This is a genomic window from Hippea alviniae EP5-r, from assembly GCF_000420385.1.
GTDB classification, from domain to species: domain Bacteria; phylum Campylobacterota_A; class Desulfurellia; order Desulfurellales; family Hippeaceae; genus Hippea; species Hippea alviniae.
The window spans coordinates 1,129,336-1,146,166 of record NZ_ATUV01000001.1 but is presented as its reverse complement, the minus strand read 5'-3'; the positions used below and the strand labels follow the sequence as shown (position 1 = coordinate 1,146,166).

Here is a 16,831-nt window from a genome sequence, read left to right as displayed (position 1 = left end):
AGAAAGTTAATATATTATCGTATTAGTTTGACTAACTCTTCAGCTGGCATGGGTTTGTAGAATAGGAAACCTTGCAGATAATCGCAGCCTATCTGTTTTAGTAAGTTTGCCTGTTCTTTTGTTTCGACACCTTCTGCGACGGTTTTTATGCCCAGCTCTTTTGCCATAAATAGTATTGTTTTTACTATTGATAGAGTTTTTGCATCGTTTAAGATAATTCTCGTGAACGAGATATCGATTTTTATGAAATCAAGTGGCAATTTTGAAATATATGATAAAGAAGAGTAACCTGTTCCGAAGTCGTCAACCATTATTTTAAATCCTTTGTTTCTAAGTTTATTTAATGTTTTTGCGGCTTTCTGCAGATTTTCTATAAACAACCTTTCGGTTATCTCTATTCTCAACATTTTAGGGTTGATGCCGTTTTCTTTGACACTATTTATCAGCTTTTCTACAAACAGGTCGTCATTTAGACTTACAGGAGATATGTTTAAAGCTATTGGTATTCCTTTTTCTATAATATTTTTAAGACATGGCAGCTTTTTGTTTACAGTCCAAATTTCCAAATCCTTTATTAGTTTCATCTCTTCGAGTATTGGCACAAACTCCATAGGAGATATTATCTTGCCGTTTTTCTTCCATCTTATTAAGGCTTCTGCTCCACCTATGCTTAAATCGTTTGCATTTACATAGGGTTGTAAGAAGAACACGAACTCGTCGTTTTCTAAAGCTTTTAGGAATGATGATTCTATCTGAACCCTTTTTGTAAATTTCTCTTTGAGAGAGTCTCTGTAAAACCCGAGATTTACGGATTTTTCTTTGCTTTCAGGAATAGCTATCTCTGCTTTTTCAATCAACTCTTCCGCATCTTTTGAATCTGATGGAAACATTGATATTCCTGCGTTAAATCCCATAATTATGCTACTTGAACCTGTTGAATATGGTTTAAAAAGCACATCGAGAAGTCTTTTTACAATAACAAACACGTCCTCTTCTCTTTGAATGTCTTTTATTAGAACACCGAATCTGTCTGATTCGAGTTTTGCTACAGTGTCGTATTCACGCAAGAAATTTATGAGTCTTTCAGCTATCTGTTTGAGTATGCTGTTTGCTTTTTTAAATCCCAATGCTTTGTTTATTGTTGAGAACTCTATTGGATTTATAACAACAACAGCACCGATTAAATTTTTGTGTTTTGCTCTATGTATGAATTTTTCTATAGCTTTTACAAATGCGTTTCTATTTAAAAGCCCTATTATTTGGTCTTTATTTAGTGTTTCGTCTATAGCTTTTTGCAACTCTATATTTCCCGTTATGTCTTTCCCTGTGGCTATGTAAAATATTTGGTCTTCCTCTATGGTTTTTGATATGTTAAGAAGAATATCAATTTGGGTGCCGTCTTTTCTTTTGCATAATACAACTCTGTAGAAACCACCATTGATTGTGTTTATAGGTTTTTGTTTAACCTTCTCTGTTAGGAGAAAGTCAAGCTTTTTGCCTTCGAGCTCTTCTTTTGAAAACCCTGTAATTCTTTCTGTGTTGCTGTTTAGATATAGGATATTTAATTCTTTATCGGTGATTATTACGAGGTCAAACCCCTGTTCAATGGTGCTATTTAAGAGATTTTTCCATCTTTCAAGATTTATTCTTTTTATAGCTGCGGAGATAGCAGTTTGAATGTTTTTTATAAGTTTTATGTGCTGTTCGTCAAATATTTCTGGGATTCTTGAATATAAAGCCATTATATAATCGCCAACAGGAAGTGAGCAGACAGCGTAAACGCCTGTTTTCTTTTGTTGTTCTCTCCATGCTTTCATTCTATCGTCTTTATAAATGTTGTTTATTACGACAATCGATTTCGTTCTGTATGCTTCGCCTATACTACCTTTACCTTCGGGTATGTTTTCGTCCGCTGAAACCTTCATTTGTTTAAATATTTCTTCGTACTCTTTTAATTTTGCTTTTATGTGATGTAGTTCGAATAATTTTGTCTTTTCGTCTATTTTGCCTACAACAACAAGATCAAACCCTACGGTTTCAACGAGCGTATTAACTGTCTTTTTTATCAACTCTTTCTCATTCTTCGATGAGGTTGCTATGAACATTATTTTTGCGAGACTCTCGTAAAGGATTGAGAAAAGTTTTTGTTGCGTTGAATCTATAACTATTACAAGCCCTGCCGGTTTACCATTAAATGTTATGGTATAACCGAAGTTTATAGTTGGTTTTATAAATCCACTTTTTGTTTTGTAAAATAACTCATTGTACTCTTTTGTGAAAGTTTCACCCCTTGTTCTTTTTTCTATGATGCTTTTTATGTAGTCCTTGTCTTTATAAAGTATGTCAAATACTGTTAGTTTTAAAATTTCATCTTTGTCATATCCCAGCAGATTTGCGAATGCTTCATTTGAAAACACTATTTTTCCTTCTTCTTGATAGATATATACACCTATGATGGAGATGGAATTTATAATGTCTATAAATGTTTTACCTAACTTCTCCATCACTTAAATTTATTTATCAGACTTTGCACTTTTTCCGCAATATCTTTAAGATTTTCGCTTGCCTTTGCTACATCTTCTGCCGCTTTTGCATTCTCTTTTGCTGCTTCTGTAACTTCTCTAACCTGCGAATCTATCTCTGCAACTGTTGCAGATATCTCTTCAATAGCTGCAGAAGTTGAAGAGATTTCTTCTATTGTCTGGTTTGTTCTCTCTACAACTTCGTTAATGTGTTCTTTGTTCTCTTGTATTGCTTTTGCTTCAGAGAGGATGCTATCTTGTGTCTCTTTTGTCTTTTGTATAGACTTCTCAACATCTGTTTGCATCTTAACTATCATGCTTCTTATCTCTTCTGTTGAGCTTTGAGTCTTCTCTGCGAGTTTTCTTACTTCATCTGCAACAACGGCAAAACCACGACCAGCTTCTCCTGCTCGTGCAGCTTCGATTGCAGCATTCAAAGCTAAAAGATTTGTTTGGTCTGCAATATCACTAATAACATCAACTATCTTGCCTATGTTTTTGGAAGACTCTCCAACTATGTTTATCTGATTCATTGTCTCTTCTGCTAATTTAGCGTTGATTTCCATGTTTTTGACTCTGTGTTCGATGTCTTCAATTATCTTTTGGTTTACTTCTGCTATTCTGTTTGCGAGATGAGTAACATTTTCTGCAGCTTTTGCTATGTCGTCTATAGCTTTTGAGGTGTCGTTCAGGGCAGTTCTTATCTCTTCCATACCTCTTGTGGTTTCTTCGGTTGCCGAAGATGCTTCGAAAGCAGCAGTTGAGAGGGTTTGAGAATCTTTTACCATTATTTCTGTGGCTTCTTTGATATTTTTAACCATTATTTGCAAGTTTTCTATCATTTTATTCATTTCTCTTTTTAGATTGCCTATTTCGTTGTTTGTCCAAACTTTAAACCTTACATTTAGGTTACCTGACCCTATTTCTCTCATTACATCTTGGACTCCATTCAATGGGTCTATGAGATACATTTTAAGAATAATAAACATTGCAATCATCATAATGCCTAAGATTGCATAAATTATTATTCCTATGGTTTGGGATTTGTTTAGGGAGCTGTTTATCGAATCCATAAAATTGCTCATAGAGTTTAGTTTTATGTTTACAAGTTCTGTTATCTGTTTCTCTATAAGGCTGTTGTTTTTATCAAGAAAATCGATGTGAGAGAGCTTAGTTTCTGGATTTTTTCTCTCTTTTTCGATTTCTTCTTTTGTTAGGTTAAATTCTGCATCTATATCATTCTCAATATTTCTTAGTTTCTCCTTTTCTATAGTTGTTAAAGAATCTGAATATTTTGATATGTATTCTTCAATTATGCTGTTTATTTGGTTTATCTGTTGTTTTGCTTTATTTAGCGAGTAGTCATCGTTTAATGCATAAGCTTTAAGTAAGGCTTCTTTTAATTTAGCGAAGCTTTTTTCGAGTTCATGGTAGTACATAATTTGTCCAAAGTCATGTTGTTTCAGATGTTTAATCATTCGTTTGCTTGAATTTATGGTCGATGATGTAAATATGACAGATACAACGAGACCTATAAACATTAACAATAGCCCCGAGATAATGATGGTTTTAACTGATACATTCTTTAACATAGCGACCTCCTACAGTATTTTTTGTTTATTTGCGTAATGCACTCGGGGGGGGGGGCAGGATGAGAAACTTTTTCTTTTGAGAACTTATACACTTAATCAGTTCAATAAGTGTTCTGTTTAACATAGGTATATCCAATCTTAATTTATTTTTGATTTCTGTCAAGTCTTTGTTAGATTTGACAAATAGATTTAAGTAGTATATTTTTTCCTTAAATGGATAGGGAATTATTCGAAAAGATTAAAGAGCTAAATAGCAAAGAGACGATAAAAGTTTTGTATGTTGAAGATGACGAGTTTGCAAGAAAAGAGACTGAAGAGCTTTTGCTTAACTTCTTTAATTTTATAGATACGGCTAAAGACGGCGTTGAAGGGCTCGAAAAATTCGAATCAAAAAGACACGATATAATAATCACAGATATAAATATGCCAAAAATGGACGGGCTTGAGATGATAAAAAGGATTAAAAAGATAGACAAGAAAGTGCCCGTTTTGGTGATCACGGCTTTTAATAATTTTGAGTATCTGCTTGAGAGTATAAAAATAGGTGTCTATGGTTATATTTTAAAGCCTATCGATATCAACCAGCTAATGGAATCTATATATAGATCTGTTGAAAAGACGATTTTAAGAAAAGAGAGAGATAGGGCTTTAGCTCTGCTTAAACAGTATAAAAAGATAATCGACGAAAGTTTTAGTGTAACAAAAACTGATTTAGATGGAGTTATAACATACGCAAACGAGCTGTTTTGTAAGGCAACAGGATACAAAAGAGAAGAACTTATAGGTAAGTCTCACAATATCGTTAGACATCCCGACATGCCCAAAGAAGTTTTTAAGCAGCTTTGGGATACGATACAGAGCGGAAAGATTTTTAAGGGTGTAATAAAAAATAAAACCAAGGATGGCAAGGCTGTCTATTTAAAAGCCAATGTTGCTCCAATCTTTGACGAAGATGGAAATATTATTGAATATATAGCCGTAAGAGACGATATAACCGATATTATCAATCCCAAGAAGGTTTTACAGGATAAGATTAACGAACTTAAGAAGCCCATTTTACTTTTTGCGAAGATTGAAGATTACGACGATTTGCAGAATCTATACGACGAAGAGATGATAGAGAAGATGGAAGAAGAGTTTGTTAAGATGTCCGAGAGCCTGTTTCCTGATGGTTGTCGTTTTGATTTTAAATACAATTTGGGTAATGGTGAGTTTGCCTTCTTAAAGGAGTATAATAACAACAAACATATAAACGAGTTTTTAAGAGATATTAAACAGTTTCAGGAGAATGTAAGAAATACACCGATTAAGGTTGGTGATTATGAGTATGAGATAGATTTGCTCTTGAGTTTTGCCACAGAGAAGAAACATATGCTTAAAAACGCTTATCTTGGCATAAAAAAGGCACTAAAAGAGAAGATTGACATAATTGCTGCAGATGGATTGTATCAGCAGGTTCAAGAGATAGCAAAAAAGAATATAGAGACATTGAGTATGATAAGGGATGCGATCAAAAACAAAAGGATAGTCTCCTATTATCAGCCAATTTACAACAACAAAATTGGCAGGATAGAGAAGTATGAATCTTTAGTCAGGCTTATAGATAAGGAAGGTAGAGTTCATACTCCTTTTGAGTTCTTGGATGTTGCAAAGATTGGCAAGTACTACAAGCAGATAACAAGGATTGTTGTCGAAAATGCACTTAAAAGGCTTTCAGAGACAAAAACTGAAATATCCATAAATCTATCTGCAATTGACATAGAAGATGCCAATACAAGAGACTTGATTTTAGATAAATTGAAGGAGAATCCCACCTTATCGAGAAGGCTTGTGGTTGAGCTTTTGGAAGATGAAGGCATAAATCAACTCCATATTGTTAAAGGTTTTATAAAGAACCTAAAAGAGTTTGGCGTTAAGATTGCCATTGATGATTTTGGAAGTGGATATTCCAATTTTTCCCGTCTGCTTGAGTATGAGCCAGATTACATTAAGATAGATTCAAGTCTTATAAAAACGATTGTTGAGAGTGTGAGCTCAAGAAACATTGTTGAAGCTATTGTTTCGTTTGCCAACAAGCAGGGATACAAGACTGTTGCTGAGTTTGTCTCTGATGAAAGGATTTTTAATATCGTTAAAGATATGGGTATAGACTACTCTCAGGGTTATTTTATAGGCAAGCCCTTAGAAGATTTAGTTAAATGAAGAGAGTTGTTTTAATCCTTCTTTCTATATTTTTCCTAAGCTCATACGCTCATGCCTTGGACAAGGTTGTTTTGCAACTTAACTGGAAGTATCAATTTGAGTTTGCTGGATATATAGCAGCTAAAGAGAAAGGGTTTTATAGAAAGGCTGGGCTTGATGTTGAAATAAGACAGTACAATGGTGGTGATGTTATAAATAATGTTTTGAGTGGGAAGGCTAATTTTGGTGTCGTTGGGACTGAGATTTTTGCGGCTATGATTTTAAAAAAACCTGTTGTTATGGTTGCAAACTTCTTTAAGCGTTCTCCTTTAGTTTTGGCTGTTAAACCTTCAATTTTTACGCCTGAAGATTTACAAGGCAAGGTGTTTTTATGCGGCGGGGCGGATATAAGGCTAACGAGTGTTGGTCTTTTGCTTAAAAAGTTTGGCATACATTTTAAGAAGATTATAAGGTTTAAAGGCCCATATACGATAAAGCCATTCGTTGAAGGAAGAGTTGATGCAATACCGATATATATTACAAATCAGACATATACATTAAATAAACTTGGCGTTAGATATAATATTATTGACCCATCTAATTACGGTATATTTGCTTATTCTGGAAATCTATTTACATCTAAGGAGTTTTTGAAAAAGCATCCTGATATAGTGAGTAAGTTTGTTAAGGCAACCGTAGAAGGATGGGAGTATGCCCTAAGACATAAAAAGGAGATATCTCGAATTATTTATACGAGATACAAGACCAAAAAAAGTTTAAAGGCTTTATATTATGAGGCAAATAAGATTCAAAGTATCATTATGCCGAGCGTATATCCTATTGGATTTATAGATAAAAATGTTGTTGAGGATATTGTTGTTCAATTCGCAAGCATAATGGGCAAACCTACAGTATATGTTTCAGATTTCATTTTTGCCAGGAAAGAAATTGCATTGACTGATAAAGAGAGAGAATTTTTGAATAGGTATAAAACAGTAAAAATATGTATAAATCCCGATTGGAAACCTATTGAATATCTTGAAAATGGAAAAGCCAAAGGTATCTCAATAGAAGTATTAAAAAAGGTTCTTTCTCAACTATCTTTGAATTATAGGCTTATAAAAACAAAAAGTTGGAGGGAATCTCAAGAGTTTTTAAAAGAGGGTAAGTGCGATGTTTTGCCAAGCGCTGTTAGGACACCACAAAGAGAAAAATACGCTCTGTTTACCAAGCCTTACATAAACTATGAATTGTTTGTTTTCTCAAAGAAGGGAAGGTCATTTATCGTCTCTTTAGATGAGTTGAAAGGCAAAACAATAGCAAGAAAAAAGGGCTCAGCACTTATTCAAATACTTAAAAATATATGTCCTCATTTGGAGATTATACAAACTAACACAATAGCAGATATGTTTAAATATGTGCATGACAACAGAGCATATTGCACAATCGCTACGCTACCGGTTGCAACTTATTATTTGCGAAAATTGGGATACAATGACATAACAATTATTGGTTCAACGGGTATAAGTTATCCTATATCTATTGCTGTAAGAAAGGATTTGCCTTTATTGAGGGGTCTTCTTGATAGGTCCCTTGCTTTGATATCTCGTGAAGATGTGAACAGGATTTGGTCAAGAGAATCAATGAGACACATAAAAGAACAATACAGTAGTTTTCTAATAAAAAGTATTTTGCAAATAACTACTATATTTTCCATTATCGTTTTGGTTCTGTTCTTTGTTCTTAGATTTTTCCTTAAAAAGAATAGAGAGCTTGCAAAAACAAAACAACAACTCGAAGAATCTTTAAAGAATTTTGAAACATTAACTAAGTATTCTATGCAGATGACAATAATATCAAAAGATGGAAAGTGTATAGATGTAAATGATGTTGCTTGTAAAACATTGGGATATTCGAAGGATGAAATTTTAGGAAGAAGCATATATGATTTCATTACTGATGATTGTATAGAGATAGTGAGAAAGAAGCAGAAACTTGAACATACTCAGCCTTACGAACTTAAGTTTAAAAGAAAAGATGGAGATATTGTATATACGCTTGCAAAGGGTGATAATATTGTATTGAATGGTGAGAAGGTTAGACTTGGAACCGCTGTTGATATTACAGAACTTAAAGTTTTGCAGGAGAAACTCAGCCAGCTGAATAAATATCTGACAAAAAGAATTCAAGAAGAGACAGAGAAGAACTTAAAGAAAGATAGAATGATGATGCAGCAATCCAAGTTTGCAGCGACAGGTGAGATGATGGCAATGATTGCTCATCAATGGAGACAGCCTTTGAATGCTATTTCAGCGACGGTTAATAATTTGCTTCTAAAGATTCAGATGGGCGAGTGCTCAGAAGATTTAATTAACGATAAGCTTAAAAATATAATGGAGTATGTTAAGCATTTGAGCAGCACAATTGATGATTTTAGAAACTTCTTTAGGCCAGAGATAACAAAAGAAGAAGCTGTAATTGATGATATTATTGTTCAAATCGTTAAGATTACAAGGGATTACATAGAAGCAAAGAATATCAAGATAGATTTACATCTTAACTGTAAAAAGAGACTGCTTATACATTCCAATGAGCTTAAGCATGTCATACTTAATTTTATAAATAATTCAAGGGATGCTATTGTTGAAAGGAGAATTAAAGAACCAGTGATAAAGATAGAGACAAAGTGTGATGATAAAGGTGTTATTATAGCTGTTGAAGATAATGCCGGTGGCATACCCGAAGATATACTGCCAAAGATATTTGAACCTTATTTTACCACAAAAGATAGCAAAAAGGGAACAGGGCTTGGTTTGTATATGAGCAAAATTATGGTTGAAGAGCATATGAATGGAGAGATAGTTGTTGAAAACACTGATGAAGGTGTAAGGTTTGAAATAAGACTGCCTTTGGAATAAGCGTTGAAAGATAACCTTTTTACTGGTATTATTGAACCTAAGATTTGGATAAAGATTGGGACCCAAATGCGCAAACTAACCTACCGAGATGGTCCTTACATAGATAGAGAAAAGGAAGAAGAATTTTTACTACATAGACTAAACGAAAGACCAGAGAGCATTCTCTTCATCTATGGCCCAAAATCATCAGGCAAAACAACATTTGTTGAATACATTGTTGAGAATATCTTACAGAAAGATGAGAGATTCTATGTCAACTATGTGAATTTTAGAAGGTATGCTATTGTCAACTATGACTCATTCTTAAATATCTACTTCAAACCCATCACAGAAGAGAACAAATCAATGCTTGCAAAGATGAAAGAGAAGTTCAATGTGATAATATCTGGCTTGAAGGGTGAAATAAGCATACCAGAGCAGGGAATAAACTATATGGTTAGCTTCAATCTATACAATGCCATGCAGGAGAATAGATTAGACCCATTTGATTTATTCTTTGATATTCTAAAAAAGCTAAGAGAAAAAGACAAAACGCCCGTCTTAATAATAGATGAAGTCCAAGAGTTAAGAGACATATACATGAATGGAGATACAAAGCAGAGTGTTGAAGGTTGCAATAGACAAGGATATTCTCTTTCTATACTCAAACAAGGGGATAATAAAGTTTAACTCTCAAATAATGAAAAAGAGTGCTGAAGTTTATTTGGGATATAAACTGTGAAGGTGGGCTGTGAGAGTGAAAGTAAAGGCTAAAGGCTAAAGACAAAGGGCTAAGGGTGTGAAAGCAAGTGGCGGAGTATAGTGGTGAGTGGTTAAAGGTAATTTGGTAATTTATCGTAATTAGTGGTAATTAATTGTAATTGGTGTTTAAGAGTTAAGTAGTTCTCTTCTTTTCTGCTGCAGGTAATTGTGGGCAAGGCGTGTTGGTTCTGGAATTTTATACTTTTTTAAACATTTTAGTGTAATTTCTAATGAAGATTCGATGCTTATGTTGTTTCCGGGTGAGACAAATATGGGTTTTGTGTTCTTTTTTGAGCGTAGGACATAACCTGAAAATTCAGAATTCACATAGAGTTTTGTTGTTGCCCTATCAAAGTTTTCAGGCATCTTGTATTCGCCTGTTAGATGTGATTTTGCAACACCTATACTTACTCTATCTTCAACGATACCAAAATGTGCCGCTATACCCATCTTTCTTGGGTGAATAATACCCATTCCGTCAAGCATAAAAACATCAACCTTATTTGTTAGTCTCCTTGATGCCTTTCTGATCAGTGGCAACTCCCTGAATGCAAGGAATGTTGGGATATACGGAAAAAACACCTTTGCTGTTTCAAATACAACTTCTATCTCCTTCTCTTTTTCTAAGTCATAGACAACGATGCATGCAATACCTATAGTCGGATTTGTCCAGATGTTTGTATATGTAAGGTCAACTCCTGCCACAAATCTAATCTCTTTTGGATTAATCCTATCTTTTAGATTAAGCCGTTTTGATAGGTTTATTTGAAACTCTTTTAACTTTTCTATGTTCATTAGCGTTTTAATATAACTTCAACAGGTTCTGAAAAGTAAAACCCTTCAATATTTTTTATGTTTATTCTAACGGGTATTAAAGGCTTTGTGTTGCATACAGAAAATACACCTATATCTCCAATTTTCTTTATCGTGCCTTCTGTTTCTCTGTTGTTGGTTTTTATAATAACCTTCTTGCCAATTTTTATATATTCAAGATTTTCTGGTGTTATGTATGCTTTTACATACAGCGTTTCAGGTTTGTAAATATAAACAATTACACTATTTGATGATACAGAATCTCCAACATGAACCATATCCTTTGCCACTATACCGTTGATAGGACTTGTCACTCTTGTGTAAGATAGCATGAGTTTAGCAAGTTTAACATCCTTTGAAGCAAGGTCAGCTTCGGCTTTTAGATTTTCATATACAACGGTTTGATTGTCTATACTTTTTAACTTTGTTAATATGCTATTTAGTCTGCTCTCTTTTTTCTCAACTTCGGCTTTGTAGAGTGTATCATCAATAAGCGCTATTATTTGTCCTTTTTTTACTTTATCACCTTCTTTGGCGTATAGTTTTGTTATCATGCCAGATACATACGAAGGTGATACACCAACGACTTCAGCAGATACAAAAGCGTTTTTTATGATTACATAAGACAGGTTTTTGTAAATCCTGCTGTATAGAAGCGGTATTGCAACGATTACTATTATGGATAAAAAAACCCAAATTCCATCTATTTTTTTTCTCATAAAACTAAAAAGGGCGGCAGAACCGCCCTTGCTTGATTTTTTAGCTTTTATCTTTGAATAGTTACAAATATCTGACTATTGCCGCGTAAAACATTCAGGAATATAACTCGTTTGTTTTTCGATTCTTCAATTATTTTTTTCAAATCCTTGATGTTTCTTACAGGCTTGTAATTCATTTTTACTATTACATCTCCGACCTGCAGTCCTACCGCATAAGCAAATGAGTCTCGAGATATATTAACAATAACAACACCCTTGTCAACCTTTATGCCGTATTTGCTCTTTAATTCTGGTGTTATGTTAGATACAGAGAATCCATAAGGCGTTTTGTAGATTGTCTCTGATGAGTTGTTTAACTCTCCTTCTGCTGGCCTTGTGCCAAGTATTACAGTTTTGGTTATCTCTTTTCCATCTCTTATTATGCCCAATTTTACCTTTGTTCCAGGTTTCATTGTAAATATCATATATGGTAAATCACTTGCCGACCTAATTTTTTTGCCATTTACGCTGACTATTATGTCGCCGGGTTTTATGCCAGCTTTATATGCTGGTCCACCTTTGAATACCTGCGATACTATTGCACCACCTTCTATGTTTTTAAGATGTAGCTCTTTTGCTGCATCTTTGCTTAGATTTTGAATCATAACGCCGAGATAACCTCTTTTTACCTTTTCACCTTTCATTAGATAGGGTAGTTCTGCTTTAACCATGTTTATAGGTATGGCAAACCCTATACCTTGACCGTGAGCTATTATTGCTGTGTTTATGCCTATAACTTGACCCTTAAGATTAAGAAGTGGGCCACCGGAGTTTCCCGGGTTGATAGCCGCGTCTGTCTGTAAGAAGTGGTCATAAGGACCTTCGCCAATCACCCTGCCTTTTGCCGATATAATGCCTGCTGTTACAGTTCCATTTAAGCCAAATGGGTTCCCAACCGCTACGACCCAATCACCGACCTGAATTTCACTTGAATCACCAAGCGGTAAAGTTGGCAAATCTTCTCGCGGATTGATTTTTATTAAAGCTATGTCTGCCTTTGGGTCTTTTCCTATAACTTTTGCTTTGTATACATCACCGTTTTGAAGCGTTACCCTGATTGTTGTTGCTCTTCTAATTACATGATAGTTTGTTAGTATGTAGCCCTTTTTTGAGATAATAAAACCACTTCCTAAGGCGTATATTTTTCTTTTTACTGGCATGTTGTTGAAAAACTGTTGGAAGAATTGTTCAAATGGGTCATTCTGGTCAAATCCAAATCCAGGTAGTGGACTTGATGGCACTTCGACTATCTGAGTTGTGCTTATGTTTACAACAGCCGGAAGCGCCTTTTTTGCAACATCCCTTATATCTGGAAGGCATGCTGCAAATGCAGTGTAATTAATGACCAACACCAAAACAATAAGAGAAGCTATAATGCGATGGAGTTTCAAATGTTTCATAATACCACCCCCAAACTTAATTTTTTCATTTTCAATCTATCCTTTTATTTTCGTTTTTCAAGTTTTTATGGTTTTTGATAAAACTATACCAAAAAGTATTACATTCCACAGAAGAAAGAGCCACAAAAGTATCGACGGAACAATAGCAACAACTCCGTATATTTTGCTGTATGAGAAGATTGAAAAATAAAGAGCCAGAGCGAGTTTTAATAGGAACACACCTATGGTTGTTAGAAATGATGCAATCAGGACCGAAACTGCTTTTATTTCCTTTGGTTTTGATATATAAAACAAGGAGCTTAAAAAAACAAACCATGCGATAAATGGTAAAGCTTTTGCGTAAAGTGTATCTGCTATTTTTGGTGCAAGCATAGGGATGACAATTTTTATTCCAATGACTATTGTTATTATCACACCAACGGCAACAATGTTTATGAGCATAAATGCTATGGTTCTTATAATTCTGAACTTTTCTTCAATTTCTAATAGATACCGTGTTGTTTTTAAAAATCCAAAAACAAGACTCAACATTGAGAGAGAAAATATAATTGAGTTTAGAAGCTCCATTGAAGAGAGTTTGGATAGAAACATGTCGAAATAACCAAGCAGTTGGTGAGAGTATGTTGGTATAATTTTAATTATATAGCTTTTTATGTAAGGAATTTTTTTGTTTACAAACGGCAGGTGCGAAAGTATAAAGAGAGAGAAATAGAAAAAAGGTACAATATTTAGAACGGTAAGGTATGTTAGAAAAGCGCTCCATATAGGGCCATTTTTTCTGCCATACAGTCTTAGGGCTTCTTTAAAATTAAAGGAGAGCATCCATCATCTTTTTGATTCTTTTTATGCTTTCATCTTTGCCAAGAACCATAAGCATCTCGTATATTCCAGGCCCTATACCTTTGCCCGTTAAAGCTATTCTTACTGGTTGTGCAATTTTAACCATCTTTAGGTTAAATTTTTCGAGCGTATCTTCAAATGCAGTTTTTAGACTCTCTTCGTTTGAGAAGTCAGCATCTTTTAATTTTTCTAACAAATACTCAAGCGGTTCTTTTATTGATGCTTTTACATATTTTTTTACAGCTTTCTGTTCATAATCTTCTGGTTCAACGCAATAAAATCTTATTTCGTCTGCGAGCTCTTTTAGTGTTTGAGCCTTAGTCTGGCGGGTCTTTATTGCTTCAATTATATATTCATCGCTGAAGTTTGAACAGTTTTTATCTAAAAATGGACGCAAATCTTCAAGTAGCTCTTCAGGTTTTTTCATTTTCATATGTTCAAAGTTAACCCAAATGAGCTTATCAGGGTTAAATACCGCTGCAGACTTATTGAGTCTTTCTAAGGAGAAGTATTTTATCATCTCTTCAAATGTGAAAATCTCCTTATCGCCATATGAGAATCCAAGCCTTAGAAGATAATTTACCAATGCTTCTGGCAGTATTCCCATTTCCTTATATTCCAAAACACTTTTTGCTCCATGTCTTTTTGATAGTCTCGTTTTGTCTTCACCCAAAATCATCGGAACATGAGCATACTCAGGCGGTTTTTTGCCAAAGAGCCTATAAAGAACAATCTGTTTTGCCGTGTTTGTTAGATGATCATCGCCTCTTATTACATGGGTTATTCCACACTCTATATCATCAACAACATTCGTGAAGTTATACATAAAAGAGCCATCCGAACGCCTGATAATGAAGTCGTCAAACTCTTTGTATGAGAAGTGCATATTGCCGTGCAAATGGTCGTAAAAATCTATATCTTCTTCTGGCAGTTTTATTCTTATAACATAGGGCTTGTCTTCTGGATACTCTTTTAAGTTTCTACAGTGGCCGTCGTAATGCGGATTTTCCCCTTTTTTTAGCTGCTCTTCTTTGAGTTTTTCAAGTCTCTCTTTTGAACAGTAGCATCTGTAAGCTTTACCTTCTTCTACGAGTCTGTTTAAGTATTTTTCGTATATATCATTTCTCTTGCTTTGATAACATATCTCATCCCACTCAATCTTGCACCACTTTAAACCTTCGAGTATCGCTTCTGTATATTCTTCTTTAGAGCGCTCTTTGTCTGTATCTTCTATTCTTAAAACGAATTCGCCGTTGTTGGCTTTTGCAAAAAGGTAATTAAAAATTGCAGTTCTTAATCCGCCGATGTGCAAGTGTCCTGTTGGAGATGGTGCAAATCGTGTTCTTACCATCATTTGTTCTCCTTCTCTTTGGGATATATTGTAACTTCAACCCTTTTGTTTTTATTGCTCTCCTGAGAAACAACATAATCTTTGTTTAAATAATACACGATTCTACCTGCTTTTATCGTGTTTTTACCGGATATAACAACAGCATTGCCTATCAGGGTTACTTCTGAATTTGTTGCATTATATATAGCTTTATTCGCTGTAGCTTTTTTATTCTCTTTTGTTATAACAACATGACCAGTGCAAATAACCTTTGATATATCGCCTGTTTTTAGATTTTTATACACTTCCATTTTGTCTGATTTTAGTGTTGTATCGCCCCTTCTTGCTATTACATTGCCTTCGAATATGTATAAGCCTTTCTTGTCAAATGCCGTTAATTTGTCTGCTGTTATGTGAAGTGGAATGTGCTTTTTGCCCAAGTACTGCTTTGGGTTTACTCCAAATGCACTAAAACTTAGAGCAAGAAGAAGTATAGAAACTGTCGCCATTTTTTTAAATATTTGCATTCTCAAGCTCCTTTTTTATAAGCTCTAAGGCTCTTTTTCTGTGGGATAGTTTGTTTTTTTCATCAGGTTTCATCTCAGCAAAGGTTATATCAAATCCGTCAGGTATAAATATCGGGTCATAACCAAAGCCATTTTTTCCTTTTGGTTTGTCAATGATGACGCCGTATACATAGCCTTCTTTTTGAATAATCTTATCGCCGATTATAAGTGTCATGCAGCATGTGAATCTTGCCTTTTTGTCTGTTTTGTTTTTTAAATTCTCAAGCAGCTTTTTTATGTTGTCTTCGTCTCTTCCTGTGCCTGCATACCTTGATGAGTAGATGCCGGGCTCTTTATTTAAAGAGAAGACTTCAAGTCCAGAATCATCAGCCAAAACAGGTAAATCTGTGAACTTAGACAAAGCTTTTGCTTTTATAAGCGAGTTTTCACAGAAACTCTTGCCGTTTTCTTCAACTTCAAACTTGTCAATCACGCTTTTTGCAGGCAGAATCTCTATGTCCTTTAAAATTTCCCTTACTTCTTTTAATTTATGCTCGTTGTTGCTTGCAAATACGATTTTACTTACCAAAAACACTCTCCCAATCCTTTTTGAATCTCTCTATGCCTATATCTGTCAATGGGTGCTTGAACAGCTGCTCCATTACTGCTGGCGGAATTGTTGCTATATCAACGCCTATTCTTGCAGCTTCAACCACATGCAGCGGATTTCTTATGCTTGCTGCTATGATTTCGCACTCAAAGTCATAGTTGTCCAGAATTTCCCTTATACTAATTAAAAGCTCAGTGCCAATATGGGATATATCGTCTAATCTTCCAACGAATGGACTTATATATCTTGCACCGGCTTTTGCTGCAAGGAGTGCCTGGGCAGGTGAGAATACAAGCGTCATGTTTACCTTTATACCCTTTTTTGCAAGCATGTTTGTTGCCTTTATGCCTTCTTTTGTCATTGGAATTTTGATTACGATGTTGTCGTGAATCGATGCTAAACTTTCAGCTTCGCTCACCATTTCGTTAGCTGTGTCTTTCGTGACTTCAGCAGATATGGGACCATCAACAATCTGGGTTATCTCTTTTATCACTTCTTCAAAGTTTCTGCCTTCTTTTGCTATTAAACTTGGGTTTGTTGTTACACCATCAACTATACCCATCTCTGCAAACTCTCTGATTTTTTCAACATTTGCCGTATCAAGAAAGAACTTCATCTTT

General features: G+C 34.7%; 13 protein-coding genes. 3 read left to right on the top strand and 10 right to left on the bottom strand.

All coding sequences use genetic code 11. The features are described from left to right. Positions 1–14: 14 nt before the first annotated feature. Together G415_RS0105910 and G415_RS0105905 are read right to left on the bottom strand one after the other, a co-directional pair. The gene (locus G415_RS0105910; RefSeq protein WP_022670700.1) at positions 15–2,504 is read right to left on the bottom strand and encodes an EAL domain-containing protein; all 2,490 of its coding nucleotides are present in this window, start codon (positions 2,502–2,504) and stop codon (positions 15–17) included. Further along, positions 2,504–4,114: a methyl-accepting chemotaxis protein gene (locus G415_RS0105905; RefSeq protein ID WP_022670699.1), complete on the bottom strand. Its 1,611-nt coding sequence runs from the start codon at positions 4,112–4,114 to the stop codon at positions 2,504–2,506. Before G415_RS0105905 ends, G415_RS0105910 begins: the two co-directional genes overlap by 1 nt. Positions 4,115–4,327: 213 nt before the next feature. Between G415_RS0105905 and G415_RS10015 the strand changes: the two genes are divergently transcribed. The 3 genes from G415_RS10015 (at position 4,328) to G415_RS0105890 (ending at position 9,882) form a co-directional block, all read left to right on the top strand. After that, a complete protein-coding gene (locus tag G415_RS10015; protein ID WP_022670698.1) occupies positions 4,328–6,316 on the top strand; it encodes an EAL domain-containing protein in 1,989 nt (662 codons plus the stop codon). Next, positions 6,313–9,213 carry an ABC transporter substrate-binding protein gene (locus G415_RS0105895; protein WP_022670696.1) on the top strand — a complete coding sequence of 967 codons (2,901 nt, stop codon included), beginning with the start codon at positions 6,313–6,315 and terminating at the stop codon, positions 9,211–9,213. The genes G415_RS10015 and G415_RS0105895 overlap by 4 nt, the downstream gene beginning before the upstream one ends. A 66-nt stretch (positions 9,214–9,279) precedes the next feature. After that, positions 9,280–9,882: an ATP-binding protein gene (locus tag G415_RS0105890; RefSeq protein ID WP_155825442.1), complete on the top strand. Its 603-nt coding sequence runs from the start codon at positions 9,280–9,282 to the stop codon at positions 9,880–9,882. Positions 9,883–10,080: 198 nt separating this feature from the next. On the opposite strand, the gene G415_RS0105885 is transcribed toward G415_RS0105890, so the two are convergent. Genes G415_RS0105885 through fsa form a run of 8 tightly spaced genes read right to left on the bottom strand, consistent with a single transcriptional unit; the run spans position 10,081 to position 16,827 of the window. Continuing rightward, positions 10,081–10,749 carry an endonuclease V gene (locus tag G415_RS0105885; RefSeq protein ID WP_022670694.1) on the bottom strand — a complete coding sequence of 223 codons (669 nt, stop codon included), beginning with the start codon at positions 10,747–10,749 and terminating at the stop codon, positions 10,081–10,083. Next, complete coding sequence (locus G415_RS0105880; protein WP_022670692.1) at positions 10,749–11,486, bottom strand: HlyD family efflux transporter periplasmic adaptor subunit; 738 nt, start codon at positions 11,484–11,486, stop codon at positions 10,749–10,751. Before G415_RS0105880 ends, G415_RS0105885 begins: the two co-directional genes overlap by 1 nt. A 47-nt stretch (positions 11,487–11,533) precedes the next feature. Next, a complete protein-coding gene (locus G415_RS0105875; protein WP_022670691.1) occupies positions 11,534–12,925 on the bottom strand; it encodes a DegQ family serine endoprotease in 1,392 nt (463 codons plus the stop codon). Positions 12,926–12,982: 57 nt separating this feature from the next. Then, complete coding sequence (locus G415_RS0105870) at positions 12,983–13,747, bottom strand: YhjD/YihY/BrkB family envelope integrity protein (protein WP_022670690.1); 765 nt, start codon at positions 13,745–13,747, stop codon at positions 12,983–12,985. Next, positions 13,734–15,119, bottom strand: coding sequence for a glutamate--tRNA ligase (gltX, locus tag G415_RS0105865; protein WP_202897969.1), 1,386 nt, complete (start codon positions 15,117–15,119; stop codon positions 13,734–13,736). Before gltX ends, G415_RS0105870 begins: the two co-directional genes overlap by 14 nt. Continuing rightward, positions 15,116–15,622 (bottom strand): lipopolysaccharide transport periplasmic protein LptA, encoded by a 507-nt coding sequence (gene lptA, locus G415_RS0105860; RefSeq protein WP_022670688.1) that lies wholly within the window; start codon positions 15,620–15,622, stop codon positions 15,116–15,118. Before lptA ends, gltX begins: the two co-directional genes overlap by 4 nt. Beyond that, positions 15,609–16,190: an RdgB/HAM1 family non-canonical purine NTP pyrophosphatase gene (gene rdgB, locus G415_RS0105855; RefSeq protein ID WP_022670687.1), complete on the bottom strand. Its 582-nt coding sequence runs from the start codon at positions 16,188–16,190 to the stop codon at positions 15,609–15,611. Before rdgB ends, lptA begins: the two co-directional genes overlap by 14 nt. Next, positions 16,180–16,827, bottom strand: a complete 648-nt coding sequence (gene fsa / locus G415_RS0105850; RefSeq protein WP_022670685.1) for a fructose-6-phosphate aldolase — start codon at positions 16,825–16,827, stop codon at positions 16,180–16,182. The genes rdgB and fsa overlap by 11 nt, the downstream gene beginning before the upstream one ends. Positions 16,828–16,831: the final 4 nt, after the last annotated feature.

Bases quoted from the DNA above. Each gene is read 5' to 3' on its own strand.
- G415_RS10015 (WP_022670698.1), top strand. From the start codon at position 4,328: ATGGATAGGGAATTATTCGAAAAGATTAAAGAGCTAAATAGCAAAGAG.
- G415_RS0105870 (WP_022670690.1), bottom strand. From the start codon at position 13,747: ATGCTCTCCTTTAATTTTAAAGAAGCCCTAAGACTGTATGGCAGAAAA.
- lptA (WP_022670688.1), bottom strand. From the start codon at position 15,622: ATGCAAATATTTAAAAAAATGGCGACAGTTTCTATACTTCTTCTTGCT.
- G415_RS0105885 (WP_022670694.1), bottom strand. From the start codon at position 10,749: ATGAACATAGAAAAGTTAAAAGAGTTTCAAATAAACCTATCAAAACGG.
- G415_RS0105880 (WP_022670692.1), bottom strand. From the start codon at position 11,486: ATGAGAAAAAAAATAGATGGAATTTGGGTTTTTTTATCCATAATAGTA.
- G415_RS0105890 (WP_155825442.1), top strand. From the start codon at position 9,280: ATGCGCAAACTAACCTACCGAGATGGTCCTTACATAGATAGAGAAAAG.
- G415_RS0105895 (WP_022670696.1), top strand. From the start codon at position 6,313: ATGAAGAGAGTTGTTTTAATCCTTCTTTCTATATTTTTCCTAAGCTCA.
- fsa (WP_022670685.1), bottom strand. From the start codon at position 16,827: ATGAAGTTCTTTCTTGATACGGCAAATGTTGAAAAAATCAGAGAGTTT.
- G415_RS0105875 (WP_022670691.1), bottom strand. From the start codon at position 12,925: ATGAAACATTTGAAACTCCATCGCATTATAGCTTCTCTTATTGTTTTG.
- gltX (WP_202897969.1), bottom strand. From the start codon at position 15,119: ATGATGGTAAGAACACGATTTGCACCATCTCCAACAGGACACTTGCAC.
- G415_RS0105910 (WP_022670700.1), bottom strand. From the start codon at position 2,504: ATGGAGAAGTTAGGTAAAACATTTATAGACATTATAAATTCCATCTCC.
- G415_RS0105905 (WP_022670699.1), bottom strand. From the start codon at position 4,114: ATGTTAAAGAATGTATCAGTTAAAACCATCATTATCTCGGGGCTATTG.